We start from the raw sequence: 25,413 nt of genomic DNA, 5'->3' as shown, positions 1-25,413 counted from the left end.
GGGGCTTTTCGAATTTAAATTTACCCTCTGATGGCGAGGTACAGCAGAACCCCTCCCGAGATGGCTATGGAAACCGAGAACAGGATGTAAAGACGATAGAGCCCCAGTCCCGAGAAGTGCTCCCTGGCAACAAGCCCTATCGCAAACAGCATTATCCCGTAGAGGAGGGCAAAGGCTCCAAGGGCAAGGAGCTTGTTAATCCCAAGTAGGACAAGTATCCCAAAAATCGCACCGGCGAAAACCGTTACGTGAGGCACCGTAAAGGCGAGGTAGTTGAGGAAGACTCTCTTATCGTCCATTTCAATCACTCCGATATGAATGCATAGGTTGTCGTCGTTGGTAACTCCCGCCTGACCCTCGGGAGGAGGTATCGGGGATAAAGCCTCTCCTCGGGCTCGTCGAGGGGGTCGTAAGAGTCGAGCAACCTGTCAATTACCTTGACCGCGACCCTTCCCCTAACGCGGAAATAACCCCTGAAGTCGCTCACTATTTCAAGGACTATGGGTATTAGGAGCTTTTCTTCGTCGCCGGGGTCTACGAGTGCCCTGATTTTCTCCAACTCGGCCCTCCTGAAGGAGTGACTACTGCCATCCCTGAGCCGAACGGAGGGTTCCTCCTGCTCCAGGAGCTGTGCCAGAGTTGGTCGCCTTGCCGGGAGGTGGTTGTTTATGCGGTAGATTTCCCTTATGAGGGCGTTTTCCATGTTCATACGGGTGTCAATTCGAGTCACGGAACATAAACATTGTTTTACATTTTTTTGTCAATATTCCATAAAATGGACTGAAGAATAGACCTGTTTATGGCAAAACGATAAAGCCCTCACGCCCGTTTTCGTCATGTTTTCAAAAATTCAAGGGAAAGAGTTAATTAGGAGTATCTGTTCAGCACTTAGCGGAAATAATTGAACAAACAAACAAAAAGGTGAGGAAAAAATGAACGAAAGTGCAAAGCCTGTCGGAATTGAGACGAAAGGCCCGAGGTTCCTTCAGCTCATATTCGTGGACATAAACGGTGTTCCCAAGGGAATGGAGGTTCCCATAGGACGGTACGAAGAGGCCGTGGAGGACGGAATATCCTTCGATGGCTCCTCAATTCCGGGTTTCCAGGGCATAGAGGACAGCGACCTCATCTTCAAGGCCGACCCGAGCACCTACTCTGAAGTTCCGTGGGAGGGGATAGCAAGGGTTTATGGTTACATCTACAAGGACGAAAAACCCTACAAGGCCGACCCGAGGGGAGTTCTGAAGAGAACTATTGAAAAGCTCGAGAAGGAGGGCTTCAAGGCCTACATCGGGCCCGAGCCGGAGTTCTACCTCTTCAAAAAGAACGGAACCTGGGAGCTCCACATACCTGACAGCGGCGGTTACTTCGACCTGGTAACCCTCGACAAGGCGAGGGAGCTGAGAAGGGAGATAGCCCTCTACATGCCCTCATTTGGCCTCGTTCCAGAGGTGCTTCACCACGAGGTCGGCAAGGCCCAGCACGAGATTGACTTCCGCTATGACGAGGCCCTAAAAACGGCCGACAACATCGTGAGCTTCAAATACATCGTCAAGGCCATAGCCGAGATGAGGGGGTTCTACGCGACGTTCATGCCAAAGCCCCTCTATGGATTCCCGGGCAACGGAATGCACCTTCACATAAGCCTCTGGAAGGACGGAGAGAACGCCTTCATCGGTGAGGACGGGCTGAGCGAGACTGCTTTGCACTTCATAGCCGGAATCCTCAAGCACGCGAAAGCCCTAACGGCACTCACCAACCCGACGGTGAACAGCTACAAGCGCCTCGTTCCAGGTTACGAGGCCCCGGTTTACGTGAGCTGGGGCTACAGGAACAGGAGTGCGCTCATCCGCGTTCCGGCGTTCTGGGGCAAGGGTGCGAGAATAGAGTACCGCTGTCCGGACCCAAGTGCAAACCCGTATCTTGCATTTTCGGCCATACTCTTAGCCGGACTCGACGGAATCAAAAGGAAGCTCGAGCCAGAAGCATACGTTGAGACCAACGTCTATGAGATGAGCGAGGAGGAGAGGAGTAAAGCCGGCATCGAGACCCTTCCGGGAAGCCTCGGGGAAGCTCTGGAAGAGCTCAAGAGGGATAAGGTCGTCAGGGAAGCACTTGGCGGGGCCTACGAGAACTTCATCAAATACAAGGAGAAGGAGTGGAACGAATACGTTGCCTATCTGGAGTCAAAGGAGCTCCCCCTTGAAACGAAGAAGGTCACGGAGTGGGAGCTCGAGAGGTATTTCTACGTTTGACCCTTTTCTTCCCTTACATGAACCAGTATTGAGGCCCCTATTATGAGGGCCCCGCCGAGGAGCTGGAGTGGTGTTAGCGCCTCCCCGAAAAGGACATATGCCAGAACTATGGCAACCACAGGCTCAACCGTTGCCACTATGCTCGCCCTGCTGACTTCCACCTCCCTGAGGGCATGGTTGTAGAGGGTATAACCGAGAAACGTTGGAAAGAAAGCGAGGCCCAGAACGTAGGGAACCGCACCAAAAGGTATCGAGAACTTTGAAAATGGGGCCAAAAAGAGCAGACCAAAGAGCAGGGTCATGAAGAGCACCCTCTCCGGTCTCTCGTTCCTGACGCCAAACTTGGCCAGAACGCCGTATAGGGCGTAGGTGAAGCCCGTCGCTATTCCCGTCAGGATGGCGATTTTGTTCACGTTGAAGTCCACGTTGCCGGCCACGAGGAGAACACCAATGAGAACCATAGCCAGGGCTATTGCCTTCTCGGTGGTTATCGGCTCCCTGAAGATTAACCTGCCGAGGATTACCGAAAAAGCGGGGGCAGTGTAAACGAGGAGCACCGCAAAGCCAACCGAGGAAATCTTTACTGTGTAGAAATAGAGGGTGTAGAAGGCAAAAACCCCAACGAGGCCGTAAACTGCATAGAACATCAGATTCTCGCGCGTAAACGGACTCTCGCGGAGGAATATTGAGACATAAGCACCCAGAATCATGAGGGCAAAAAGGACACGCCAGAAGACCATCGTGAAGGAATCAACGCCATATCGGTATATGTACGTTGCAAAGATTCCGAGGGTTCCCCACATTGAGGCAGAGAGAAAAACGAGGAGATAGCCCTTTCTCATGAGTCCACCTCAGAAACTTGGACCCGTCGGAAGTCGTCTCTTGTGCTCGCTCTTCTTTACGAGGGTTTCAACGTACTCTACCCTCTCGATTGAAACTCCGAGTTCCTCTGCTATTTTCTCCTTTGGCATTTTCAAATCAACGAGCCTCCACAGGATTTCGTCGAGGAGGCGGTAGCTTATCCCCAGCTCGTCCTCGTCGGTCTGGCCCTCCCAGAGGCCTGCTGTTGGCTTCTTTTCAATTATTCTCTCAGGAACGCCAAGAAGCTTCGCTACCTCCCAGACCTCGGTTTTGTAGAGGTTTATAAGCGGTGCGTAATCACTTGCACCGTCACCCCATTTGGTAAAGTAGCCGGTCAGGAACTCGCTCCTATTACTAGTTCCGAGGACGAGGTAGTTTTTGGCGTTGGCATGGGCGTAGAGCAGAACCATCCTCATTCTGGCCATTATGTTACCGAGGGAACGCTTATCCGGCTGAAATCCGAGCTGGATTACAAAGGAATCCACGATGGGCTTTATGCTAATCTCCCTGCACTCGATTCCGAGGGAAGAGCAAACAAGCTTGGCGTCCTCAACGTCCCTATTCTGGTAGTATGGCATTATCAGGCCGAGAACACGCTCCTTTCCGAGAGCTCTGACGGCAAGATAAGATGTTGTGGCGCTGTCGATTCCACCACTTACCCCGATTACAACACCACTGGCCTTAGCCTCGTCCACCTTTTCCCGTATAAAGTCCGTAATTGTATTAACTACGATGTTAAAGTCCAGCGTTCTCATTTTCTCCTCCCCCTGAAGGCATTGACATAGCCAACCCAGAGGAAAACTGTTCCTGCAAAGGCAAGGATTGCCGCGGGTATTGCCAAGTCAGAGTAAGGGTAACTTACACCCTTTACTCGATATGTATAAGTGACCGTCCCATTAATAACCATTACCTTGGGCTGATTATTCGGAGAGAATGTGAAATTTCCACTCAAATTGTAAACTCTTGTGAAATTGCCCCAAGAGAGCTTAACAGTTGCGTTTCGAGAGCTCAGCTCAAGGGTTCTGTTTAGATAAAAATATTTGGTCTCGAATGTATAGTTGCCTAGAGTGTAATTTCCAGGGCCGAGTACACCGCTTGAAGAGTAGTGTGGATGTCCAGTTTGAAAAACTGCCACAGCCGATAGAATCATCGCAAGAAGCAACATCAAAAGACCGACAACAAAGAGCCTTGATCTGAAAAGCAATTTAAAAATCTCACTCATATGGCACCACCATAAAAAAGAAAGGAATCAGAATTTACCGACCAAATGACACTCAGCAAAGTGGTTATGCTCGTATTCTATGAGCTTTGGCTGTTCAACGTCACAGAGACCCTTCTTGGCGTAGATACATCTCGGATGGAACCTACAGCCGGGCGGAATGTTTACTGCACTGGGAACTTCACCTTTGATTGGGAGTTCTTTAATAACGTTCCTTCTCTCTGGTTTCGGCTCGGGAACTGCAGCAAGTAGTGCCCTCGTATATGGATGAAGTGGGTTGTCAATGACTCTCTTTGCCGGCCCCATCTCAACAATCCTTCCCAGATACATGACGGCAATCCAGTCTGCAAAGTACCTCGCCGTTGAGAGGTCGTGGGTGATGTAAAGGTACGTGACGCCCATTTTGTCCTTTAGATCTTTCATCAACTCAAGGATTTCTGCACGAATTGAAACATCAAGCATCGAGACAGGCTCATCAGCAACTATAAAAGTAGGATTCAAGATGAGGGCCCTAGCTATGGCAACGCGTTGTCTCTGGCCACCTGAGAGCATGTGTGGAAATCTACTGACATAGTCTTCGGGGGGTGTTATTTTGACCATTTCCAAGGCCTTGTATATAAGTTCCTCACGTTCAGCTCTGGTTTCACCGATTCCATGAATAAGAAGGGGCTCTTCAAGAACATCAAAAATCCTGAAACGTGGGTTCAGAGATGCAAATGGATCTTGGAATATCATTTGAACCTTTCTTCTGTATGCAAGCAGTTCCTCCTTAGTTCTGATCTCTGTAACATCTTGTCCTTCGAGGTAGATTTTGCCATCAGTGGGCTCAAGAAGCTTAACAATAAGCCTTCCGGTAGTAGATTTACCACAGCCACTTTCACCAACGAGCGCAAAGACTTCTTGCTTGTAAATCTCAAAGCTAACCCCGTCAACCGCATGTACAAAGCGCGGAGGTTCACCGCGGAGGCTCGCTAAGAGTCCCCTCTTGAGCGGGAAGTACTTCTTCAAGTTCTCAACTTTGAGTATCGGCTCGGCCATCTTCCAACACCTCACAGCAACCAGCATGCGGCATAGTGATCCTTATCAATCTCTTTCAGCTCGGGTTCCTGCTCCTTACAAACGTCCATAGCATAGGGACACCTCGGGTGGAAGCGACAGCCCTTCGGAGGATTAATAAGGTTTGGTGGCTGTCCGGGAATGAACTCAAGCTTTTCAACGTCCTCGTGGAGTCTTGGAATTGCCGCAAGTAATTTCTGAGTGTATGGATGTGCTGGCTCGTAGTAGATTTTCTCACTCTCGCCAATCTCTACGATTTTTCCGGCATACATAATAGCAACCCGATCGCTGATCTCAGCTAAGATGCTTAGATCGTGGGTAATAAATATCATGGAAAGACCTAGTTCTTTTTTGAGACGTTTCATGAGGTTTATGATCTGCGCCTGGACAACGACGTCTAAAGCCGTTGTTGGCTCGTCTGCTATGACAACGCTAGGTTCCATAAGGAGAGCCATTGCGATAATTACACGCTGTTTCATACCTCCACTTAGTTCGTGGGGATAGCGGTAAACAATTTCAGGATCGAGGCCAACAAGTTCGAGATATTTTTGAGCTCTGTCAAGGGCCTCCTCCTGCGTCATGCCTTTATGGTAGATAAGGGGTTCCGTTAACTGATAGCCCACGGTAAAGACCGGATTTAGAGCGTTCATAGCTCCCTGGAATATCATTGAGATTTTTTCCCAACGAATTTCCTTCCTAAGAACCTCCTCAGGCAGGCCGACTATCTCTCTGCCGTCAATTTTTATACTACCGTCCACTATCTTACCCGGAGGAGTCGGCATTCCTAAAAGGGTAAAACCGAGGGAGGACTTGCCACATCCACTTTCTCCGGCCAGTCCCAGCACCTCTCCCTTCTTCAGGTCGAAACTGATGTTGTCGACGGCTTTCACGACTCCCTTGCTGGTGAAGTAATACATTTTGAGATTTCTAACTTCGAGGACGTTTTTGGTCATTTAAACCACCTCACGCACGCTTGAGTCTCGGATTGAGCACGGTATCGAGCGAGACACCAATCAAGACGAATATCAGTCCCACTACTGCTATTGCAAGTCCCGGAGGAATCACCTGCCACCAGTACCCGTTTATTGTCGCACCGTTCTGCTGGGCATCATTGAGCATTCTTCCCCAGGATATCAAATTGGGATTTGTGAGACCAAGGAAGCTCAGTCCCGCCTCACCGAGTATTGCTCCTGGAACACTAAGGGCTATGTTAGCAAAAGCATAGGGAAGCAACTGGGGAACTATGTGCTTAAAGACTATTCTACCAGTTCCAGCACCCAGAGCCCTTGCGGCCTCGATGTAAGTCTGTTCCTTTATCTGAAGTGCCATACTCCTTGCAACCTTAGCTGTTCCCATCCATCCGAAGAGCACTAAGATGAAAACAAGCTGTTTCAGCGAAATTCTGCCACCGAAGTACAGAGAGAGCAGGATTAGCATTGGAAGTACTGGGAGTGTCATCATGAACTCGTTAAACCTCTGGAGGAACTCGTCGGTCCATCCACCCAGATATGCGCTTGTAACTCCATAGAGAATTCCTATGAGAACTGTGCTGAGCGCAACTGAGATACCAATTGCAATTGCTACCCTTATTCCCCAGAGGAGACCCACCGCTATTGGCCTACCATACTGGTCTGTTCCAAGCAGACCGTAGGTTCTACCGACCATTGCAATTTCAAAATTGTCGAAGTTCACCTTAACGTATGAGGGAGCTTTAATGGTAATGTGGAACTTGTAGGGGCCCTCAAGTCCCTTAGCGTTGTAAATTATGGTCTCAAGGGGAAGCACATTACCGTTGGCATCGGTTATTTGACCGAAGAGTATTTTCATGGGGTCAGCGCTCTGATAATAGCTGTAGAGAGTGTTGTTCATCTGTAGTTGCTGGTTAAGATACATAAGTTTCATGTCTATCGGCAAGTTCTCAGGTATCTGCATGGGAAGCTTGTAAACGCCGTTCTGGTAGAGCCAATAGAACAGCAGAGACTTGGTCTGGGGTGTGTACGAGAGCTGTATTGCACCTCCACTGGGGAGTTTGGTATCCATAAGGAGAAGTATTGTATCGTATTTAACGCCTTTCTCTGGGGGTCTCTGAACTATGATCGAAATTGATGGAGTATCCTGAGGACGCGAGGCATTCGACTTCAGACCGGTTATAACTATATCTTTGGGCGGAACGTTATATTTCATGTTGTAAGTGAACGTGAGAGTGTAAACGTTGTATGTACCGTTTTTCTCAGTTTTGACTTGCATATCGTTGATGGTGAAAATTTTTTCTGGAGCCTTAGAAACATTTGTGAAGTAGTTTTCCCAAGCAGGTGGAGCGTTTTTTGGATTGGTAATCCAAGCTTGTCCTGTTTGCCATTCTTTTGGAATGTTAGGACTTGTCAGTACGGGAGCCAAAATGGCAAGCAGTATTAGGACGATGAGCATGGCTAACCCAAACATTCCAGACTTCTGATGTTTGTATTCGCTCCAGAATCTTTTGACGCTGTCCTTAAAGTCAACCCATCTCATATTCACCACCTCACGACCTCGCAGAGGCACCGACCCTTACACGTGGGTCGAGATAGCCGTAGAGTATGTCCGCAAGCACCATTGAGAAGACCGTCATGAATGCAAACATGTAGTTGAGTGCCATCATGGTCCTAACGGCATTGAGCTGGAGTGCCTCCCAGTATAAACGGCCCATTCCGGGCCAGTTGAAAACTATTTCTGTAATGATAGCACCGCCGAGAGAACCAATCATTGCAAAGATTATCATAGTTACTATCGGTGGAGCCGCTGCTTTGAGTGCATGTCCGTAGATAACTTTTCTCTCAGGAACACCCTTAGCCCTTGCAACCATTATGAAATCTTCTTGCATTGTACCGATCATAATGTTCCTGATAATCCACGACCAGCCACCAAAGGACACGAGAACTATTGTGAGCACTGGAAGGCTCATCTTCTTCAGTATATTTGACCAGCCTGAAACGGCCGTTTGAGAATACAGAGTTATTGGCAACCAGCCCAGGTATACGACGAAGAGGAGAATCATGAGCATTCCAAGCCACCACATTGGGAGGCTCGTAGTTACCATTGCCAATATAGATATCGTTCTGTCGAGCAGACTTCCCGGCTTCTGGGCACTTTTAACACCCAATGCCAAGCCCAAGAATATGATGATTATCTGAGAAGTTGTGAACAGGAGTATTGTCCTAGCCAGGGCCGTTTTTATTTGATCCTTAACGTTGTGGGTTCCAAATACCGCAGGGATGGAATTCCCCCACTTAAAGAAAAACGTATCTATGGTATACATCCATGCCCTTTCCCAATATGGCTTGTCGAGCCCATAGTAATGCATTCTCTGCGCTCTATACTGCTCTATTAGTTCCTTGCTAGGTGCCTGATGGTGGGTCTGAGTGTAAGTTCTAACCCACTGCTGAACTTCTGAATCAACTTGAGTTGTCAACTGAATCGTCGCAAGTTTCGTGAAAAGTGCCGACATCAAAAGAACTGCTAAAAATAAGATTACAACAGCGTTTATCAAACGATACAACACATACTTGCCGAAACCCATTGCCATTTTAACCCCTCCACGAGCGCCATGGTTCTCTGGAAGCTCAAGTTTTACCTGCTAGTTAAAGTTTAAATAGTTTTCCCCAAAAAGAACACAAATGTACACGTTTTGTACAAGAACAGTCATGTTCATCAAGGGAACAATAAAAGGGAAGAAAAGATCACCTCCTCTTTCTGAGGAGGAGTGGGAGTACTGCTAGACCAACTATGAATGCTGGACCACAGATTCCGCTCTTTCCGCTGGTAGAGGTCGTTGAAGTCGGAGCGCTTGAAGTTGTGGGCTTGCTGGTTGTGGTTGTGGGCTTGCTAGTCGTGGTTGTGGTTGAGCTTGGCTTGGTTGTGCTTGTAGTGGTGGTTGTAGCGCTAACGGCTTTGGTCGGAACAACTGACCTAGCTGCGAGGAAGCTTCCGAGACCGCTGATTGGGTCGGGCATGGTAACGGTTATCTTCTTGTTGGTCAGGAAGAAGTTCCAGGTTTCCACTGTGTAAACGCGCGGTGAGTTAAGCATGTGTGTACCATATGCGAGCTTGTAGAGGTCCCAGAACTGGTCGAGAGTGTCTATGCTTATGGTCTCGTTGTTCGGACCCTTCCAGCTGTTGTAGGCAAGGACCATAGCCAAGTCATAGCCGGTCCACTTGAGAAGTGGCTTGAGCTTGTCGGGAGTGTTGTAGTACTTGAGCTGGAGAGTGCTTATGAACTTGTTGAGATCTCCACCAGCAATGGTGTTCACAAGATCCTGGACGGTCATTGGGTTGTGGTAGTTTGTAGCCCAGTTCGGGTCAACGTAGTAGTCAAAGAACCAGAAGTCCCAAGCAATGCTTGTAACGGACTGAATTCCACTGCTGACCCAACCCTCAGTGTAAACGTGCCACTGGAGGGTCCTCGGATCCTGACCGTAGACTACCTTGCTAGCCTGAGTCCTCTGCCACTGGAGGAGTTCAACCTTGAAGCCTGCCTTCTGCAGTATCTGGGCGATGTACTTACCCTCGTCAAGCCTCTGGTCCTCAACACGGGCAATAACTTTAACGGTAACAGGTTCGCCATTGAAGTACCAAATGCCGTCCTTCTTCTCGAGCTTGTAGCCCTTCTTGGCAAGAGCCTGAGCGGCGTTGTTCATAGCCTGGTCAATGAGCTTAAGGGCATAGTTCTCATCGCCCTGCGGGGTGAATCCAAGTGCCTTGGCAACGGTCATTATCCTCATGTAAGCGTCGACCTGTCCGCTGACCTCTGGACCGAACATTGGAGCACCACTACCCTGGAGGATCTGGCTGACGATGTACTGCCTGTTGACAAGCCAGTTCATAGCGTACCTGACTCCCCTGAGGGCAAACGGGTTGAACTTTTCAGTTCCGGAGGAGTTAACGAGACCAGTCTGCGGGTCGCCGACGAGGTTAAGGTCAAGGCTCCACCAGACGCTGATGGTCTTAATCGGGTTGAGGTCCTTACCATACTGCTGCATGACCTTGGCTATGTCACTGTACGGGGTTGCATACCAGTAGAAGTCGTACTCACCCTTAGCAACGGCAAGAATTGCAGTGTCCTTGTTGAGGGTACCGTAGATGTCAATCTCTTTCCAGTTCGGGTTCCATGGGATAGGCTTACCGTTGACCTCACCAGCAAATCCAATCCTCTTGTTGTCGGCGAGCTTAAGAACAACCGTCATGGCCTTCGGGTCGTACTTCTCAACGTAATACGGTCCGTCGCTGATGAGAACGTTCTTGTATTCGTCAGCCCACTTGATTATGTCGTTGTAACCCTGCTTGGCCATATCCTCAGTGATACCAGCCTGCTCCTCACTAATGCCCCACTTCTGGAGAACCGGCTTGAGGGTGCTAAGCCAGACTGGAATGAGGTTTCCGCTTGAAAGGATCTTCTGAGCCTCTGCCTTGAAGTATGGGGCCTGCTCGGGGCTTATCATGTCGAGCTGGTAGCCGTTCTGGGGCTGGGTGCTCCAGGAGAACTCCTTACCGTTGACGCCGTAGGCAACCATGTTGCTCATGACGTTGTAGAGCTCCCACGGGAAGCTTGGCTTCTCCATGAAGTTTCCAATAGCGGTGCTCCACTTGTCGTAAGGAACAACGTAGTTCTGATAGAGGGTGTACTCAATGTAGTCGTCGGTGACCTTGTCAACCTTAAGACCCATGACGAGCTGGAGGGTTCCCTGGAGGTTGTTGGCGTAGTCCTCGCTGTAGAACTTGTCGTCCTTACCGTCCTGGTAGGCCCACTCCCAGGCCATCGCGTAGTCGAAGAGGTAGTCAGCGAGAGTTATCTTCTGCCCATCAACCCAGGTTCCAAGGCCACACTTCCATGTGACAGCGCTCTTGGCGGTTTTACCTGCGTAGGGGCTAACCCACTGCTTCTGGGTTCCGTTCCAGATGACTGCATCATCGGGAACCTTTACGTTGTACTGTATGCTAACAAGCTCACAGCGATAGTTGTGGTACTGTGCATCAGGTCCCATGACAACTGATGGGTCGTGAAGGAAGTACCAGACACGTACTGTATAAACGTCAGTCATTCCGCTCGGTGATGGGTTGAAGACACCCATGAAGAGACTGCCCTGGGCAGCGAGCTGAACTATCTTAAGGGTGTCTCCCGGAACACTCTGCTGGGCACTGGCAGGCTTTGCAACCAAGAAGACACTAAACAGCATCAAGCCCATAACAAACAGGCTCAGGGCTTTCCTATTCATAACCACTGCCTCCTTCAAGTTTTGGCAACGTTGCCACATACCGGGTATAATGGCATGAAGCTATACATTCGAGGCCTATTTAAGGGTTACGTTAATGTAAAAGAAAAGAGATAGGAACATAAAGGACAATGACCAGATTTGGAATCCACGGTTAATCAGGCTAGATATTTGCGCATGCGATGTTGGTTATTCTCCAAACGTAAAGCCAAACCAGGATTTTAGGCAACAACAAGAAAATGGATATTTTAGATTTCTAGAAATCCGAAAAAAGTGTTTCCTTTCGGTTTCATGACCAAAAATTTTAAAACAGGCCATTGGAAAATCCCGCGCGGGCTTCGATGCACGAGCTCGTTCTGAGTGGAAGGTTTGTACTCGACGGAAGGATTGTTGAAGGAAGCATAGGAATCGACGGCGGAAGGATATCGAAGATAGCGGTTGGAGCCCTTCAGGGAGAGCAGAAACTGAAACTGCCAGGATTTTTAATCCTCCCCGGACTGATAGACACTCACGTCCACCTGAGAGACTTTGAGGAAAGGAAAAAGGAAACCGTTGAGAGCGGAACCAAAGCGGCTCTTCATGGCGGGATAACGGCAGTATTTGATATGCCCAACACAAAACCTCCGGTTTTGGACTCCAAAACGTTCGAAAAACGCCTCGAACTCTTCCGGCGAAAAGCCTACACCGACTACGCCCTGAGCTTTCTCATGGGGGACAACTGCGAGGAGGCCAGAAGGGTAAAGGCAGACTTCTACAAGGCCTTCATGGGAGCTTCAACGGGCGGGGTTTATTCAGAAAACTTCGAGGCCGATTACTCCTGCTCCCCGGGTGTTTTGAGCGTTCATGCGGAAGAGGCGGAGCTGATAAGGGAGAAACCTGAAAGACCACCGGAGGTCGAGGAGAGGGCCATAGAACGGGCCCTTAAAGTGGCCAGAAAGCTGAGAAAGCCCCTCAACATCTGCCACGTCTCAACGAGCGGTGGGATAAATGCCATACTGCGCGAGAACCTTCCCTGGGTGAGCTTCGAGGTAACGCCCCACCACCTGCTTCTGACGAAGAAGGACTACGAGAAAAACCCGCTACTCAAGGTTTACCCACCCCTGAGAAGCGAAGAACACGTTAGAGCCCTGTGGGAGAACTTCTCAAAAATCCCGATAATCGCGAGCGACCATGCGCCCCATACAGTCGAGGACAAGGAAAAAGGCTCCGCCGGGATTCCCGGCCTCGAGACGGAGGTTGCCCTGCTCCTAGACGCGGTGAACAGGGGAATCATAACGGTCTTTGACATCGTTGAGAAGATGCACGACAACCCGGTGAGGGTCTTCGGAATAAGGGGAAGGGACTTTAAGGTGGGCAACGAGGCGACTTTTACAGTCGTTGACATCGGAAGGGAATGGACTGTCAAACCCGAGGAGTTCTACACGAAATCAAGGTGGAGCCCCTGGGAGGGGCAGAAGCTTAAAGGGAAAGTTGTAATGACAATTCTCCGTGGAAGGGTCGTTATGGAGGGAGATGAAATCGTAGGAAAGCCTGAGGGGGTTCGTTTAAATGTACAGCGTGGTTGAGCTCAGGGAAACATGGGAGGTCGCCAAAGACGTAAGGGCCTTCAGGCTCTCGAAGGGGTTCGAATTCACGCCGGGTCAGTTTGTGATGGTCTGGCTTCCGGGAGTCGGGGAAAAGCCCTTTAGCCTGGCCTGGAAGGGCCTTTTGGTCGTTAAACGCGTTGGACCCTTCACCTCAAGGCTCTTTGAGCTTGAGGAAGGCGAAAGGCTCTGGATTCGGGGCCCCTACGGCAGGGGCTTCGAGAGGAAGTGGGGCAGAGTAGCGCTTGTAGCAGGGGGAATAGGGATTCCACCGCTCTATGCTCTGGCAAGGGCATGGGGAAAAGACTTCGAGGGAGTTACACTCATCTACGGTGCCCGCTCCAGAGAGGAGCTGGCACTTCTTGACGTCGAAAACTACGTGGACGAGGTTGTAATAACGACGGACGACGGCTCCGCCGGGAGGAAGGGCCTCCCGACCGATGTCCTGGCGGAGAGAAGGAGTGAGTTCGAAGGGGCCTACGCCTGCGGCCCGGAAGCGATGCTAAAAGCCGTTTTGAGGGTTATGGATTACAAAAACGTTCAGATTTCGGCGGAGCGCTACATGAAGTGTGGCATAGGGGTCTGTGGCTCCTGCAACCTTGGGAAGTACCTCGTGTGTCGCGACGGACCCGTCTTTGACGGCTTCCAGCTGAGGGGACTTCTCTGACCAATCACCTTTTTAAGCCCCTTTTTTCCGCTCCGACCGGTGAGAGAATGAAGTACAGCTGGGAAGAGTTCGCCAGAAAAATGGGAATCGAGCCCCAGATTCTCGAGAACAGGGAGGCAAAGCTACTAAAGAGATTCGTTGACGACATGCTCTACCCGAGCCACTGCAAATACTGTCAGGGCCTCGATTTGAGCAATCCTAACCCCGTTCACCACCCGAGCTACGAACTCACTCCAGCGTGCAACCACGACTGCATCTTCTGCTATTCGAACGTCGCGGTGAAGCTCGGAAAGGCCCCGAAGCCCGGCTACTACGGCTGGGAGAACCCAAAGGCGATAACCATCTCGCAGTACGGCGAACCTTTGCTCAGCAAAAGGATAGTTGAAGTCAACAGAATGCTCCGAGAGAGGTTTCCCGAGGCGAGGCTCGACCTTCAGACCAACGGCTCACTCCTTACAGAGGAGCTCTGGCAAAAGCTCGACTTCGACATCGTCATGATAAGCCTCGACGCCTCAACTAGGGAGAAGCACCTAGAGATTACCAACGCGGACACCTTCGATGCCGTAGTAAATGCCCTGAGGATAGTGGGGAAAGACAAAAGCGTCCGCTCCGTCGTGAGGACAATATTCATGCCCGGGATAAACGAAGAGGATATCCCAAAGATAGCGGAGCTAGCCTCTTCCCTTGGAATAGACGAGATGCACCTCCAGCCACTGACAATTCACGAGCTCAACGTGGAGCGACTTAAGAGGGCGGGCCTCGATTTCGAGAGGGCGGAGAGCATGAGGGAGCTCCTCAAAACGGCAATGGAGGCCAGGAAATACATAGACGTCAGGATAAGCGGTTGTTTGCTCGCCCAGCTCAAGAAGATGGACGCCCTTACGCTCTTCAGCGTTAAGAGAATTGCAAGGGAAGTTGCCCCCGTTGTGAAGAGGGAAAGAAAAGAAGAATGAACCACAACATATTTATTATTTTCGGATGTAAAAATTCTAGATGGCAAAGAATATAGTCAGCTCCATATTCAGAGAGTTCATAATATTTATAATCGTAGTTGTCCTACTATCTACCCTTATTTCATCGGCCGAGGCAAGATTAACAGGGAAAAGCGTCGAAAGTGCAGTTCAGCCGGGTAAGTTACTTAACAAGACAAGAGAGTATCTCAGGTTTTCCGTTAAGGTCTTTAACAACAAAACAATGAACATAATAACAATAACAAAAAACGAATCTACATTCACATACTACGTCCCAACTCCCCACGGCATCTACACATCATGGGTGGGAACAACGCCGGGGAAATCAATACTTTTGACTCTGACCATAATGACGCTCTCTCTCCTTCTGATACTCATTTTTGGCGCTCTGTGGGGGTTGAGGGCAGGCTACAGAGGGGGACTCCCGGACAGGATTCTAAGTGTTCTGGGGCCCAGTTTCTCGGCAATCCCCGGCTGGTTCTGGGCTGTTGTTTTGCTCTGGGTTCTGTGGTGGAAGCTCAGCGTCCTCCCCCTGAGTTATCTGGACTACGTTCATCGGGCAAGCGTCGAGGGGAGAGTGACGATTTTCACATACCTGAAGGGCCTCTCCCTGCCGATTCTTACCCTGACCCTGGTAAACATTCCAGTCTATGCTATGACCGTCAGGAACCTTGTCGTCAGGGAGAAGAGCGAGGACTATGTTATAATTGATATCATAAAGGGCCTTCCAGACAGGAAGATAGAGAGAAAACTCCTCCGTGTCGTCCTTCCAAGCTTTCTGACATTCACAAGCTACAGCTTCCTAAACCTCCTGATAAACGACATGGCAGTGGAGGTTCTCTTCAACGTTCCTGGTATTGGTCGAGCCTTCCTAATTGGCGCGTGGATTCTCCTCTACAAGGGAAGGGGAGACCTGTTGTTTTTTGCGAGCCTTGTTATGTCGGTCATGTACTTCCTGAACACCTCGATTTTCGAGGCCCTCTACCTGAGACTCGACCCTAGGGTGAGGAGGGATGCGTAGACTATCTGTTCTCATAATAGCGTTTTTCATTGCCTTCGCCGTCATCGGCCCCCACACGGTCGTTAAGGAGAACGTTGAGAACTGGAACAACGAAACCTACTGGAAGTACAATCCCGCCGGCGTTCCCCCCGAATGGTACGGTGAGTTCATAGGGCTCCCAAAAACGGAATGGCTACATGGGGTCTACGAAAACGGCAGTTTCGTTTATTACTACGACTTCCACTACAACAAAGCTCCTCAGGACATTCTGATAATTCCAAACTTAACCAGAAGCCTCAAAATCTCCATTATTGACCCCTTAGGAAGAAAGTATCTCCTCTGGAACGGTATAATCCCGGGTTCCCTCAAGGTTGGAACCCTGACATCATCCATTGAGGAGATAGCCGATGAGAAATGTGTTCCAAAACCAACGTGGTCTCAGCTTCTCTTCCACAACCCTCTGAAGGCCATATTCTCAAAACCCGGTACGGACTGCGTTTTCAATTTCGTCCCCCTCAAGGGAACATACAGGATAGTGATAACAGGCAGTTACGGAGGACTCCAGCCGGGAGACGAGCCGAGGGTTAGAATCCTGGGACTCAGTTACGGCAGACTGGGAACCGACGTCTACGGGAGGGACGTCTGGACGGGTTTTGCATACGGGGCAAGACAAACGATAATTATATCCCTCCTCGGGGCTGGAATACTGGCGCTCCTCTCCCTCGCCCTCGGTTCTCTGAGTGTTATTTCTACCAGAGCAGGCTCCCTTATAAATGTCATCTCAAAAATCCTTGCTTCAACCCCTTCATTGCCACTTGCGGTCATACTCGTTGTGCTCTTGGGAAGGCTTGAAGTCGTGAGAATGACCACTATCAAAATCCAGATGAACCCCTACGCAATGGCCCTTGTGGTGGCCATAGTTTTCATCGGGACGTCATCAAGGAAGATCCGCTCCATAGTCGAGGAAGAACTAAGAAGGGGCTACATAGAGTCAAGCAAAGCCCTGGGAGCAAGTCCCCTCCAAATCCTCAGGCTCCATGTGCTCCCGGTTCTAATTCCATACACCGTTTATCTGTTCTCAATGTCCGTCCCCGGGGTAATCGCCTTCATAACCCTCCTCGGGTTCTTCAACGTCGTTCCCGGGTTCAACTGGGGGACGCTGATGAGCACGCCCCTCATGGCGGGGATAGCGAAGTACGTCCCCTACTGGTGGCAGATAGTCCCGCTTGGAATATCCCTCGGTGCGATAGCCTACGCATTCATTGACCTCGGAAGGACCGTTGAACGAAAGTTTCTCGAAAGACCTAAAACCCTCAAAACACAAAATTAATAAGGTGGTACCATGACAACACAGGACATTATATCTTTTCTCCTACTGCTGGTTTTCCTTGGGATAAACCTCTGGTTATCCCTCCTGAGGATTATGGGGAAGATAGCTGGGAAATTAGCCAAAAAAGCCCTTCGCGTTGAACTTCCAGAGAACGAAAAGAAAAACTTGGAAAGACTCTTCACTCCGATATGGGTCTTAGTGGGCCTCTATGGACTCTGGAAGGTCAGGTGGGACTATCTGGCCATGCTCTTCGCGTTTCTGGCCTTCAGAAGCGGGGCCAACGTTTCACGGCTCCTTGTGTACAGCCACCACGATGGGAAAATCCTTGGCGAGATAAGGGGAAGACTTCTGGGAACGCTGGCAAGGGCAACGAAGCTTGGACTGCTCCTCGAGGGCATCTTCGTCCTGGCTCTTGCTCTCTCGTATAAAGCCCTCTCAACGGTCTCAACACAGCGGAGCTCGGCCGGGACTTTCCTAATAGAACTCTGGCTTGCCGGATTGGTCTTCGGCTTTGTCTTCGGATGGCTAATAGCGAGGAACAACCAGGGAATCCTTCTAAAGGATCAGATTCTGCTCGTCCTGCTCTTCGCAGGGAAGAAAGGAGTTGAAAAGACCGAAGAAACAAAGGAGCTCATAAAATCCGGCGGAAGGTCTTTAGCTTCGCGCTTTGAAAAATGATATAAAGGTCTCTCCGTTTCCTTTTCCATGCTCAAGTGTTCGCTCTGCGTCAACGATGAGAGAACCTCAAGGATAGACCTGGTGAACGGAAGACCAATATGCCGCGAATGTCAGGTCTACCTGAAGCACCCAATAGAAGGGGAGAAGGTCAGGAGAGAGCTTGAAGAACTCATGAAAAAAGTCGATAGGGCAATCGTTGCCTATTCCGGCGGGAAGGACAGCGTTGTTGCCCTCTACCTGGCGAAAGAGGTCTACAGGGTTCCGGAACTTGAGGCTGTTATGATAGACCACGGGCTCATGTCGGAAAAGGCCATAGAGAACGCGAGAAGGATAGCCGAACACCTTGGCGTTCCCTTTAAAGTTCTACGATACGACTACTCAGATATATTCAGAAACGCCCTGCTGAAGGCCCAGAGCCCGTGCAGGGCATGTTCAAAGAGAACAATGGAAAAGCTAAGAAAGTACGCCCTGAAAAACAATTACCAGTACATTATAACTGGCCACGAGTTACCCTTCGGCCACCATCCATACAGGCTTATGAGCGGTGGAATAGTCCAGATAAGGCTTCTCTCCATGATGACCGAGGAAGAGCGTTTTGAAATCCTGAAAAAGCTTCCCTTTGAGTTCCCGGAACTGCCGGGATACACTACGAACTGCCTCGTTCTTGGACCTGCTCTGCAACTCTACTGGGAGAAGCACGGCCACAGCTTTGAGCACAGGCGGATAGCGGCTCTGGTTCGCTACGGCCTCATGAGTAGAGAAAAAGCGGAAAAGGAACTTCAAAGGCCAGAGGTGCCGGAGGGGCAGTGGAAAATCGTCCTTGAAAAACTTGGAATAGAGGAGAGCCAGATAGAACTTATCCAGAAATGATTTCCCTCAGCTTTTCCTTTGCAACGTCGAGAACGTCTTCAGGTTCCGCCTCAATCCTGCCCCTGGCTAAGTTGTCGGTTCCACCACCCTTCCCGCCGAGCTCCTCAATGACCTTCTGAAGGAGTTCTTTCATCGAAACCTCAACTTCCTCGTTTCTGGCGAAGAGGGCGTACTCCTCGCTTGCAAGGAGGAGGATTGAGCCGGGGTTTTCCTTAACAAAGTTCACAGCAAAGGCCTGGGCGTCCTTCATGGGCCACTTCTCGACGAGGGCAACCACGTTGTAGTCACCTATCTCCTCTGCCTTGTCTATGAGGGCCAGCCCCTTCCAGCGCCAGAGCTCGTGCCTCAGCTCGTCAATCTTCTCCTCGAGGGAGTCAATCTCCCCCTTCAGCTCCCTGACCCTGTCAATGAGGGGCCTGTTCTTGTTGGGCATCTCCTCAAGGGAATTCCAGTAGTCTTCGAGGAGCTCGTTGAGCGTCCTCAGGGCCCTGTTACCGGCGACGAACTCTATCCTCCAGAGGTTCTTGGACTTCTTGTAGAAGCGGAGAACCTTGATGAGACCTATCTCGGAGGTGTTCTTAACGTGGGTTCCCCCGCAGGGGGTTCTGTCAACGTTGCCGATGCTCACTATCCTGACCCTGTCGGTTACCTTGCTCACGTGCTTTCTCAGCGTCTTAACGATGTCGTCGGGAAGGTACTTGAACTCCTCAACGGTTACGGGAAGTCCCTCGGAGACTATTCTATTGGCCTCGATTTCAGCCCTTGTAATGGCCTCCCAGTCGAGGTCGCCGTTAACCTCAATCTTGTTGTAGTGCTCAAAAATCTGGAAACCTGTCGTGTCGAGGTCGTAAAGCTTCTTGAGAACCGCCGAGAGGATGTGCTGTCCCGTATGGTTCTTCATGTTCTCGTATCTCCAGTCCCAGTCGAGCTTAAGCCTAACTTCCTCGCCCTTTTCTGGAACCCTCCCCTCGATTACCCCCTCATGCCAGATTTCATCGCGCTCTTTAACCTTGGTGACCTCAATCGTGAACCCTTCACCCTCGATAAGTCCCCTGTCGGAGGGCTGGCCACCGCCTTCAGGATAGAATATCGTCCTATCTAGGAGAACCTCAACGAGGCCGTTCCCGAGGTTTTTAACCTCAACAACCGTAGCGGTCGTTTCTTTAAGGTATGGATCAGAGTAGTAAAGCCTCTCCGTCATAACAAGCACCCCACTACTTTTCCCTTTGCTCCTTCGCGTATTCGCTGACCATCATTCTAAGGAGTGAGGCGAGCTCCTTATTGTATTTATCCTGCATGTCCGCAAACTTCCTCAATGCCAGGGCTATCCCCTTGAGCCTCTTTATATCGTTTACAATCTCCTCCTGCTCGCGCGAAATCTCATCTAAAACCGAGCTAATCTCGACCATGGCCTCTATGTCTCTCCCGAGTATCTCAGTTCCCTCCTTGATTCTGTCCATAACTGCCAGAGCGTCTCTAAGGGTCTCAAGCTGGCCCATCACCCTCGTGTTGAAGTCTTTGATTTCCTTGGCGAGATTCATGGTCTGGACAGCCATCTTCCTAATCTCATCGGCAACGACTGCAAAACCCCTTCCGGCTTCGCCAGCGCGGGCCGCTTCTATAGATGCATTAAGGGCAACCAGGTTGGTCTGCTTCGCCACGCTGGCTATCGAGTCGCTTATCCTTGAAACATACTCAAGGTTTTCAACGAGTGTGTTAAATTCTTGAGCGAAGACCTCAAAACGCTTAAAGAAGGGTAGGAACTCCTCCTGAAACCTTTCAAGTTCTCTCATGACTTGAGAAAGCTTTTCTATGTTTTCAATAATCATTATGTTGTTCTCAAGGAACTGTCCACTAATTTGCTCGGCTAATTCGTCTATAATCTTGCTGGACTCCTTACTTGAAGTTTTTATACGGACTGACTGAGCCAATGCATTTGATGCCTTCTCGATGCTCCTGACGTTCATGCTATCACCTCATCGGAGCAGGTCAACGCCGCACTTCAGGTTTTCGAGGAAGTCATAGAAGCGGGGTATAAACTTTTTAGGGATAATCGCCCCGTGCTGGGGCAGTATGGCTTCAACGTCGAGGAACTTCACTTTGTCAAGCCAGACCTTTATGGCCCTGCTCGTCGGCATTAGCCTCTCGTGAACCGGTCTCATGGCCTGTATGTGCCTCTCCATGTTCTCAACAACGATGTAAGGCTCTTCAAGGAGGGCTATGCCTATGTCCCCTGTAAAGAGAAACTTGCTCCTGTGGTCGTATATCGTAAAGTGTCCGGGACTGTGAAGGAAGTGGGCGGGTATGAACTCAAGGGTCGTTGCACCAAAGACCATCGTCTCGCCTTCGTCCGACAACTCGTGAGCAACTGCTCTGATGTCTTCAAAACCAAAGTGGGGCAGAAACCTCGTCCAGAGCCAGTGAACTATGATTTTTGCGTTGCTAACTTCTCTCCAAAGGGGCAAACTACCGGCAACATCCGGGTCCTGGTGGCAGATGTAGATGTACTCTATGTCCCTCGGGTCAATGTACTTGGAGGCGTTTGCCAGCACCTTGGAGAAAATCTTGTATCCTCCGGGATCTATGAGAATTCCCTTGCCCCTGCTGACTATGAGGTAGCTGTTAACGTCAACGTCCTCTCCACCCTCCTGGGTGCCAAGGTAAACCACGAGGTGTTCATCATCCCTGTAAAGAACGTGGTCCTTTCTGGGGTCCAAACCGGGCTCGATAAAGTACTCTCCCATAGCTCACCCCCAACTTAATTACGAGAAGAGCATATTTAAGCGATTTGCCTACACAAACACCTACACAAACGCTCCTTAGAAAAAGGGGAACGTAAAGGGCTCAGGACCCGCTTCTAGCCTCGATTAAGGCCTTAACCCTCTTCAGCCTGAAGAAGTTCTCGCGCTCCATCTCATCTAAGCGTTGCTTGATGAACTTGACGGTGGCTTCCATCCTTGGTATGATAATGTATTCCAGCGCGTTGACGCGCCTCTTGGTTACTTCTATCTCCTTCGCGAGCCTCTTTAGGGTCTCCTCCACCTCAGCGAGGCGAACGGCCAAATCAAGGACCTCCTCGAACTTCTCTGCGACGAGGTCGACCTTGGCGGAGCTCGAAACAAAGGCGTAACCCCTCTCCCCAACGTTTCTCTTGAAAGACTCAGCCTCGATAAGGGGAACCGGAACGCCCATGATGTTTCTCTTCTTAATCTCCACTTCCCTGTTCGGCTTCACCGAGAGGCTTATCTCCTTAAGGCGAAGTGTTCCAACGTCAATCTCCGCCATCTGGAGGGCTTCGAATGCCTCCTCCATCTTGAGATTTAGCTCTTTTCTAAGGGTAAGAGCTTCATCGTAAATCGTGAAAAATTCCATAATAAGTGCATCTTGCTTGTCCTTGAGGAGCTTGTGACCCTTCTTGGCCAGCTGAATTCTCCTCTTGAGGTTGAGGAGCTCCATTCGCGTTGGCTTCACGTTGAGCAGTTCTGCCATCTCGACCACCTAAAAATTTTATAGGGGCTCACTTGCCCCTCTTCCTGTACTTCGGGTGGTATTTGAGGATGTACTCCTTCCTGACACGCTTGAGCTCGCTCTCCGGAAGTTCCGCTAGAAGCTCCCATCCAAGGTCGAGAGTCTCAAAGATGCTCCTGTCCTCATCGTAGCGCTGGGCAACGAATTCCCTCTCGAATCTGTCCGCGAACTTAAGGTACTTCTTATCGGTCTCACTCAGGGCTTCTTCACCCACAACCGCTACAAGATCCCTTAGAGATCTGCCTTCAGCGTAGGCTGCATACAACTGCTGGGCGAGCTGTGGGTGGTCTTCCCTGGTCCTACCCTTACCGATACCGTCCTTCATCAGACGGCTCAGGCTTGGGAGAACGTCAATCGGCGGGTAGATACCCTTCCTGTGGAGTTCCCTGCTGAGAACTATCTGACCCTCGGTGATGTAACCGGTCAAATCCGGAATCGGGTGGGTTATATCATCGTCAGGCATCGTCAGGATTGGCATCTGGGTTATACTTCCCTTCTTGCCCCTTACGCGACCCGCTCTTTCGTAGATTGTAGCCAAGTCGGTGTACATGTAACCCGGATAACCGCGCCTTCCAGGAACCTCTTCTCTAGCGGCTGAAATCTCACGCAAAGCTTCGGCGTAGTTGGTCATGTCGGTGAGTATAACCAGAACCTGCATGTCGTAGTCGAAGGCAAGGTACTCAGCCACGGTGAGGGCCATACGGGGGGTAATGATACGCTCAATGGCAGGGTCGTCCGCTAGGTTAAGGAAGAGCACGGCCCTCTCTATTGCTCCGGTCTCTTCAAAGCTCTTCTTGAAGAAGTTGGCCTCTTCATATGTGATACCCATCGCCGCGAAAACTACGGCGAACTGCTCCTCCTCACCGAGGACCTTAGCCTGTCTCGCTATCTGTGCGGCAAGCATGTTGTGTGGTAAACCTGAACCGCTGAATATCGGAAGCTTCTGGCCCCTGACGAGGGTGTTCATACCGTCTATTGCCGAAATACCTGTCTGGATGAAGTCCCTCGGGTAGGCTCTTGCCACCGGATTGAGTGGCGCACCGTGAACGTCTCTCCTGTCCTCGGGGATGATTTCCGGTCCGCCGTCGATGGGCTTGCCGATACCGTTGAATATCCTGCCCAGCATGTCCATTGAAACGGGAACCTTGAGGGTCTCTCCGGTAAAGCGGACGCGGGTGGTTTTAACGTCCAAATCGCGGGTTCCCTCGAAGACCTGGACTATTGCGAGGTTCTCCCTGGCCTCGAGAACCTGTCCCTTCCTCTTCTCCCCGCTCTCGGTCTCTATCTCAACGACCTCACCGTAGGCCACTCCCTTGACGCCCTCGACAATCATGAGCGGTCCGTAAATCTTGCTAACTGTGGAGTACTCCATTCCCGGCATGAGCATCACGCTCCGTACTTCTTGAAGAGCTCCTCAAACTGGGCGTTGGTTTCATCTATGAGAGCTCTAATCTTCTCAACATCTGGCTCGAACTTCATACGGCCAATCTTCTCCCTGACGGGAAGCTTAGCAATCTCGTCAACAGGGACGCCCTTGTCAACCGCCTCCATAGTCTTCTCGTAGAAGTTGAGGATTACGCGCATCATTGTAACCTGCTTCTTGGGCGGACAGTAGGTGTCAACCTCGTCGAAGGCATCCTGCTGGAGGTAGTCCTCACGGAGCATCCTCGTGACGATGAGTATTGCTTTCTCTCTATCCGGCAAAGCGTCAGGACCGACGATTCTGACTATCTCCTGAAGTTCGGCCTCCTTCTGGAGTAGGGCCATCGCTGTATCGCGCATCTTCCTCCACTCCGGGTCAACGTTCTTGTGCCACCAGTCCTGGATTGCGTCTATGTAGAGCGAGTAGCTCCTCAGCCAGTTGATTGCCGGGAAGTGCCTCCTCCTGGCTAAGTCGGCATCGAGGGCCCAGAAGACCTTGACGACTCTCAGAGTGTTCTGAACGACCGGCTCGCTGAGGTCACCACCGGGCGGTGAAACTGCTCCAATGACGGAGACGCTACCAATCCTCGGCTCGCTTCCGAGAGTAACAACGCGACCGGCCCTCTCGTAGAACTCCGCTATCTTGCTCGCGAGGTAGGCCGGATAACCCTCCTCACCGGGCATTTCCTCAAGCCTTCCCGAAATTTCACGGAGCGCTTCCGCCCATCTACTCGTTGAATCGGCCATCAAAGCGACATCGTAGCCCTGGTCCCTGAAGTACTCGGCTATCGTGATTCCCGTATAGATGGACGCCTCACGCGCAGCGACCGGCATGTTGGAGGTGTTGGCTATGAGAACCGTTCTCTCCATGAGGGGCTTTCCTGTTTTCGGGTCCTTCAGTTTGGGAAACTCCTCAAGGACATCGGTCATCTCGTTACCGCGCTCACCGCAACCGATGTAAACAACCACCTGGGCGTCACTCCACTTAGCCAACTGGTGCTGGGTGACGGTCTTTCCTGAACCGAAGGGACCCGGAATGGCGGCAGTTCCACCCTTGGCTATGGAGAAGAAGGTATCAATAGTCCTCTGTCCTGTGATAAGCGGAACTTCAGGAGGTATCTTGGTCTTATATGGTCTCTTGACACGAACTGGCCACTTGTGGTACATCTTAAGCTCCTCGATACTCCCGTCGGGTTTCTTAACTTTCGCTATGACTTCCTCAACGGTGTAGTCGCCTTCCTCAGCTATCTCAACTATCTCTCCCTCGACCCACGGGGGAACGAGTATCTTGTGCTCTATGATGCTCGTCTCCGGGACTGTACCGAGGACGTCTCCACCCGTGACTTTGTCGCCGACCTTAACCTTTGGGGTAAAATGCCACTTCTTATCCCTTGGCAGAGCCGGAGCCGTAAGACCTCTGGCTATGAAGTCACCACTCAGCTCGCGGAGCTTTTCAAGAGGCCTCTGAATTCCATCATATATCGAAGTTAGTAATCCAGGACCAAGTTCTACTGTAAGGGAAGCTCCCGTTCCCTCAACGGGCTCACCTGGCCTAACTCCAGCAGTTTCTTCATAAACCTGTATAACTGCCTTATCACCTTCAAGGCGAATTATTTCTCCGATGAGACCCATCTCACCGACGCGAACAACTTCATACATCTTGCTTCCTTCCATGCCGTCCGCTACGACAAGGGGTCCCGTAACACGAATTATCCTTCCCATTTTCCT

General features: G+C 50.6%; 24 protein-coding genes. 8 read left to right on the top strand and 16 right to left on the bottom strand.

Going from position 1 to position 25,413, the window contains the following annotated elements:
• Positions 1–20: 20 nt before the first annotated feature.
• A complete protein-coding gene (locus MVG27_RS05830; protein ID WP_297470003.1) occupies positions 21–299 on the bottom strand; it encodes a hypothetical protein in 279 nt (92 codons plus the stop codon).
• Between the two features lie 5 nt (positions 300–304).
• Positions 305–709, bottom strand: a complete 405-nt coding sequence (locus tag MVG27_RS05825; RefSeq protein ID WP_297548469.1) for a DUF61 family protein — start codon at positions 707–709, stop codon at positions 305–307.
• Positions 710–932: 223 nt separating this feature from the next.
• Between MVG27_RS05825 and glnA the strand changes: the two genes are divergently transcribed.
• Positions 933–2,255, top strand: a complete 1,323-nt coding sequence (gene glnA / locus MVG27_RS05820; protein WP_297548471.1) for a type I glutamate--ammonia ligase — start codon at positions 933–935, stop codon at positions 2,253–2,255.
• Here the strand turns inward: glnA and MVG27_RS05815 are convergent.
• The 8 genes from MVG27_RS05815 to MVG27_RS05780 all read right to left on the bottom strand — a co-directional run bounded on the left by MVG27_RS05815 (position 2,246) and on the right by MVG27_RS05780 (position 11,657).
• Positions 2,246–3,097, bottom strand: coding sequence for an EamA family transporter (locus MVG27_RS05815; protein WP_297548473.1), 852 nt, complete (start codon positions 3,095–3,097; stop codon positions 2,246–2,248). The genes glnA and MVG27_RS05815 overlap by 10 nt on opposite strands.
• 9 nt (positions 3,098–3,106) lie before the next feature.
• Positions 3,107–3,871, bottom strand: coding sequence for an NAD+ synthase (locus MVG27_RS05810; protein ID WP_297548475.1), 765 nt, complete (start codon positions 3,869–3,871; stop codon positions 3,107–3,109).
• Positions 3,868–4,338: a hypothetical protein gene (locus MVG27_RS05805; protein ID WP_297548477.1), complete on the bottom strand. Its 471-nt coding sequence runs from the start codon at positions 4,336–4,338 to the stop codon at positions 3,868–3,870. The genes MVG27_RS05810 and MVG27_RS05805 overlap by 4 nt, the downstream gene beginning before the upstream one ends.
• Before the next feature lie 27 nt (positions 4,339–4,365).
• Positions 4,366–5,373 carry an ABC transporter ATP-binding protein gene (locus tag MVG27_RS05800; protein ID WP_297548479.1) on the bottom strand — a complete coding sequence of 336 codons (1,008 nt, stop codon included), beginning with the start codon at positions 5,371–5,373 and terminating at the stop codon, positions 4,366–4,368.
• Between the two features lie 11 nt (positions 5,374–5,384).
• Positions 5,385–6,344 (bottom strand): ABC transporter ATP-binding protein, encoded by a 960-nt coding sequence (locus MVG27_RS05795; protein ID WP_297548481.1) that lies wholly within the window; start codon positions 6,342–6,344, stop codon positions 5,385–5,387.
• 10 nt (positions 6,345–6,354) lie between these two features.
• Positions 6,355–7,902 (bottom strand): ABC transporter permease, encoded by a 1,548-nt coding sequence (locus tag MVG27_RS05790; protein WP_297556343.1) that lies wholly within the window; start codon positions 7,900–7,902, stop codon positions 6,355–6,357.
• Positions 7,903–7,912: 10 nt separating this feature from the next.
• Complete coding sequence (locus MVG27_RS05785; protein ID WP_366078843.1) at positions 7,913–8,953, bottom strand: ABC transporter permease; 1,041 nt, start codon at positions 8,951–8,953, stop codon at positions 7,913–7,915.
• Between the two features lie 154 nt (positions 8,954–9,107).
• Positions 9,108–11,657 carry an ABC transporter substrate-binding protein gene (locus MVG27_RS05780; RefSeq protein WP_297549986.1) on the bottom strand — a complete coding sequence of 850 codons (2,550 nt, stop codon included), beginning with the start codon at positions 11,655–11,657 and terminating at the stop codon, positions 9,108–9,110.
• A 320-nt stretch (positions 11,658–11,977) separates the two neighbouring features.
• Here MVG27_RS05780 and MVG27_RS05775 point away from each other — a divergent pair, with 320 nt between their 5' ends.
• From MVG27_RS05775 to MVG27_RS05745, 7 genes are read left to right on the top strand one after another with little or no spacing between them, the layout of a single operon-like run.
• Entirely contained in the window at positions 11,978–13,201 is a 1,224-nt protein-coding gene (locus tag MVG27_RS05775; RefSeq protein ID WP_297549984.1) for a dihydroorotase, read from the top strand.
• Positions 13,185–13,886 (top strand): dihydroorotate dehydrogenase electron transfer subunit, encoded by a 702-nt coding sequence (locus tag MVG27_RS05770; RefSeq protein WP_297549982.1) that lies wholly within the window; start codon positions 13,185–13,187, stop codon positions 13,884–13,886. The genes MVG27_RS05775 and MVG27_RS05770 overlap by 17 nt, the downstream gene beginning before the upstream one ends.
• Before the next feature lie 47 nt (positions 13,887–13,933).
• A complete protein-coding gene (locus tag MVG27_RS05765) occupies positions 13,934–14,839 on the top strand; it encodes a radical SAM protein (RefSeq protein ID WP_297549980.1) in 906 nt (301 codons plus the stop codon).
• 40 nt (positions 14,840–14,879) lie between these two features.
• Positions 14,880–15,878, top strand: coding sequence for an ABC transporter permease (locus MVG27_RS05760; RefSeq protein WP_297549978.1), 999 nt, complete (start codon positions 14,880–14,882; stop codon positions 15,876–15,878).
• Complete coding sequence (locus MVG27_RS05755) at positions 15,871–17,187, top strand: ABC transporter permease subunit (RefSeq protein WP_297549976.1); 1,317 nt, start codon at positions 15,871–15,873, stop codon at positions 17,185–17,187. The genes MVG27_RS05760 and MVG27_RS05755 overlap by 8 nt, the downstream gene beginning before the upstream one ends.
• Positions 17,188–17,199: 12 nt before the next feature.
• Positions 17,200–17,865, top strand: coding sequence for a hypothetical protein (locus MVG27_RS05750; RefSeq protein ID WP_297549974.1), 666 nt, complete (start codon positions 17,200–17,202; stop codon positions 17,863–17,865).
• A gap of 27 nt (positions 17,866–17,892) precedes the next feature.
• Positions 17,893–18,735 carry a 7-cyano-7-deazaguanine synthase gene (locus MVG27_RS05745; protein ID WP_297549972.1) on the top strand — a complete coding sequence of 281 codons (843 nt, stop codon included), beginning with the start codon at positions 17,893–17,895 and terminating at the stop codon, positions 18,733–18,735.
• On the opposite strand, the gene MVG27_RS05740 is transcribed toward MVG27_RS05745, so the two are convergent.
• From MVG27_RS05740 to MVG27_RS05715, 6 genes are all read right to left on the bottom strand, one after another.
• Complete coding sequence (locus MVG27_RS05740; protein ID WP_297549970.1) at positions 18,722–19,936, bottom strand: DHHA1 domain-containing protein; 1,215 nt, start codon at positions 19,934–19,936, stop codon at positions 18,722–18,724. The genes MVG27_RS05745 and MVG27_RS05740 overlap by 14 nt on opposite strands.
• 13 nt (positions 19,937–19,949) lie before the next feature.
• Entirely contained in the window at positions 19,950–20,702 is a 753-nt protein-coding gene (locus MVG27_RS05735) for a methyl-accepting chemotaxis protein (RefSeq protein ID WP_297549968.1), read from the bottom strand.
• Between the two features lie 9 nt (positions 20,703–20,711).
• Positions 20,712–21,479: an MBL fold metallo-hydrolase gene (locus tag MVG27_RS05730; protein ID WP_297549966.1), complete on the bottom strand. Its 768-nt coding sequence runs from the start codon at positions 21,477–21,479 to the stop codon at positions 20,712–20,714.
• Positions 21,480–21,579: 100 nt separating this feature from the next.
• The gene (locus MVG27_RS05725) at positions 21,580–22,224 is read right to left on the bottom strand and encodes a V-type ATP synthase subunit D (RefSeq protein ID WP_297549964.1); all 645 of its coding nucleotides are present in this window, start codon (positions 22,222–22,224) and stop codon (positions 21,580–21,582) included.
• A 28-nt stretch (positions 22,225–22,252) separates the two neighbouring features.
• Positions 22,253–23,644: an ATP synthase subunit B gene (locus tag MVG27_RS05720; RefSeq protein WP_297549999.1), complete on the bottom strand. Its 1,392-nt coding sequence runs from the start codon at positions 23,642–23,644 to the stop codon at positions 22,253–22,255.
• 5 nt (positions 23,645–23,649) lie between these two features.
• The gene (locus tag MVG27_RS05715) at positions 23,650–25,407 is read right to left on the bottom strand and encodes an ATP synthase subunit A (RefSeq protein WP_297549962.1); all 1,758 of its coding nucleotides are present in this window, start codon (positions 25,405–25,407) and stop codon (positions 23,650–23,652) included.
• Between the last annotated feature and the right edge of the window lie 6 nt (positions 25,408–25,413).

The organism is Thermococcus sp., assembly GCF_027011145.1.
Lineage (GTDB): Archaea > Methanobacteriota_B > Thermococci > Thermococcales > Thermococcaceae > Thermococcus.
Note: the sequence above shows the minus strand (reverse complement) of the source record. Positions and strands in the feature narration are given on the sequence as shown.

Excerpts from the sequence above, each read along its gene's own strand:
- MVG27_RS05830 (WP_297470003.1), bottom strand. The coding sequence starts at position 299 with ATGGACGATAAGAGAGTCTTCCTCAACTACCTCGCCTTTACGGTGCCT.
- MVG27_RS05805 (WP_297548477.1), bottom strand. The coding sequence starts at position 4,338 with ATGAGTGAGATTTTTAAATTGCTTTTCAGATCAAGGCTCTTTGTTGTC.
- MVG27_RS05795 (WP_297548481.1), bottom strand. The coding sequence starts at position 6,344 with ATGACCAAAAACGTCCTCGAAGTTAGAAATCTCAAAATGTATTACTTC.
- MVG27_RS05735 (WP_297549968.1), bottom strand. The coding sequence starts at position 20,702 with ATGAACGTCAGGAGCATCGAGAAGGCATCAAATGCATTGGCTCAGTCA.
- MVG27_RS05730 (WP_297549966.1), bottom strand. The coding sequence starts at position 21,479 with ATGGGAGAGTACTTTATCGAGCCCGGTTTGGACCCCAGAAAGGACCAC.
- MVG27_RS05770 (WP_297549982.1), top strand. The coding sequence starts at position 13,185 with ATGTACAGCGTGGTTGAGCTCAGGGAAACATGGGAGGTCGCCAAAGAC.
- MVG27_RS05720 (WP_297549999.1), bottom strand. The coding sequence starts at position 23,644 with ATGCCGGGAATGGAGTACTCCACAGTTAGCAAGATTTACGGACCGCTC.
- MVG27_RS05745 (WP_297549972.1), top strand. The coding sequence starts at position 17,893 with ATGCTCAAGTGTTCGCTCTGCGTCAACGATGAGAGAACCTCAAGGATA.
- MVG27_RS05815 (WP_297548473.1), bottom strand. The coding sequence starts at position 3,097 with ATGAGAAAGGGCTATCTCCTCGTTTTTCTCTCTGCCTCAATGTGGGGA.
- MVG27_RS05760 (WP_297549978.1), top strand. The coding sequence starts at position 14,880 with ATGGCAAAGAATATAGTCAGCTCCATATTCAGAGAGTTCATAATATTT.
- MVG27_RS05750 (WP_297549974.1), top strand. The coding sequence starts at position 17,200 with ATGACAACACAGGACATTATATCTTTTCTCCTACTGCTGGTTTTCCTT.
- MVG27_RS05825 (WP_297548469.1), bottom strand. The coding sequence starts at position 709 with ATGAACATGGAAAACGCCCTCATAAGGGAAATCTACCGCATAAACAAC.
- MVG27_RS05740 (WP_297549970.1), bottom strand. The coding sequence starts at position 19,936 with ATGACGGAGAGGCTTTACTACTCTGATCCATACCTTAAAGAAACGACC.
- MVG27_RS05765 (WP_297549980.1), top strand. The coding sequence starts at position 13,934 with ATGAAGTACAGCTGGGAAGAGTTCGCCAGAAAAATGGGAATCGAGCCC.
- MVG27_RS05725 (WP_297549964.1), bottom strand. The coding sequence starts at position 22,224 with ATGGCAGAACTGCTCAACGTGAAGCCAACGCGAATGGAGCTCCTCAAC.
- MVG27_RS05775 (WP_297549984.1), top strand. The coding sequence starts at position 11,978 with ATGCACGAGCTCGTTCTGAGTGGAAGGTTTGTACTCGACGGAAGGATT.
- MVG27_RS05800 (WP_297548479.1), bottom strand. The coding sequence starts at position 5,373 with ATGGCCGAGCCGATACTCAAAGTTGAGAACTTGAAGAAGTACTTCCCG.
- MVG27_RS05755 (WP_297549976.1), top strand. The coding sequence starts at position 15,871 with ATGCGTAGACTATCTGTTCTCATAATAGCGTTTTTCATTGCCTTCGCC.
- glnA (WP_297548471.1), top strand. The coding sequence starts at position 933 with ATGAACGAAAGTGCAAAGCCTGTCGGAATTGAGACGAAAGGCCCGAGG.
- MVG27_RS05810 (WP_297548475.1), bottom strand. The coding sequence starts at position 3,871 with ATGAGAACGCTGGACTTTAACATCGTAGTTAATACAATTACGGACTTT.
- MVG27_RS05790 (WP_297556343.1), bottom strand. The coding sequence starts at position 7,902 with ATGAGATGGGTTGACTTTAAGGACAGCGTCAAAAGATTCTGGAGCGAA.
- MVG27_RS05715 (WP_297549962.1), bottom strand. The coding sequence starts at position 25,407 with ATGGGAAGGATAATTCGTGTTACGGGACCCCTTGTCGTAGCGGACGGC.
- MVG27_RS05785 (WP_366078843.1), bottom strand. The coding sequence starts at position 8,953 with ATGGCAATGGGTTTCGGCAAGTATGTGTTGTATCGTTTGATAAACGCT.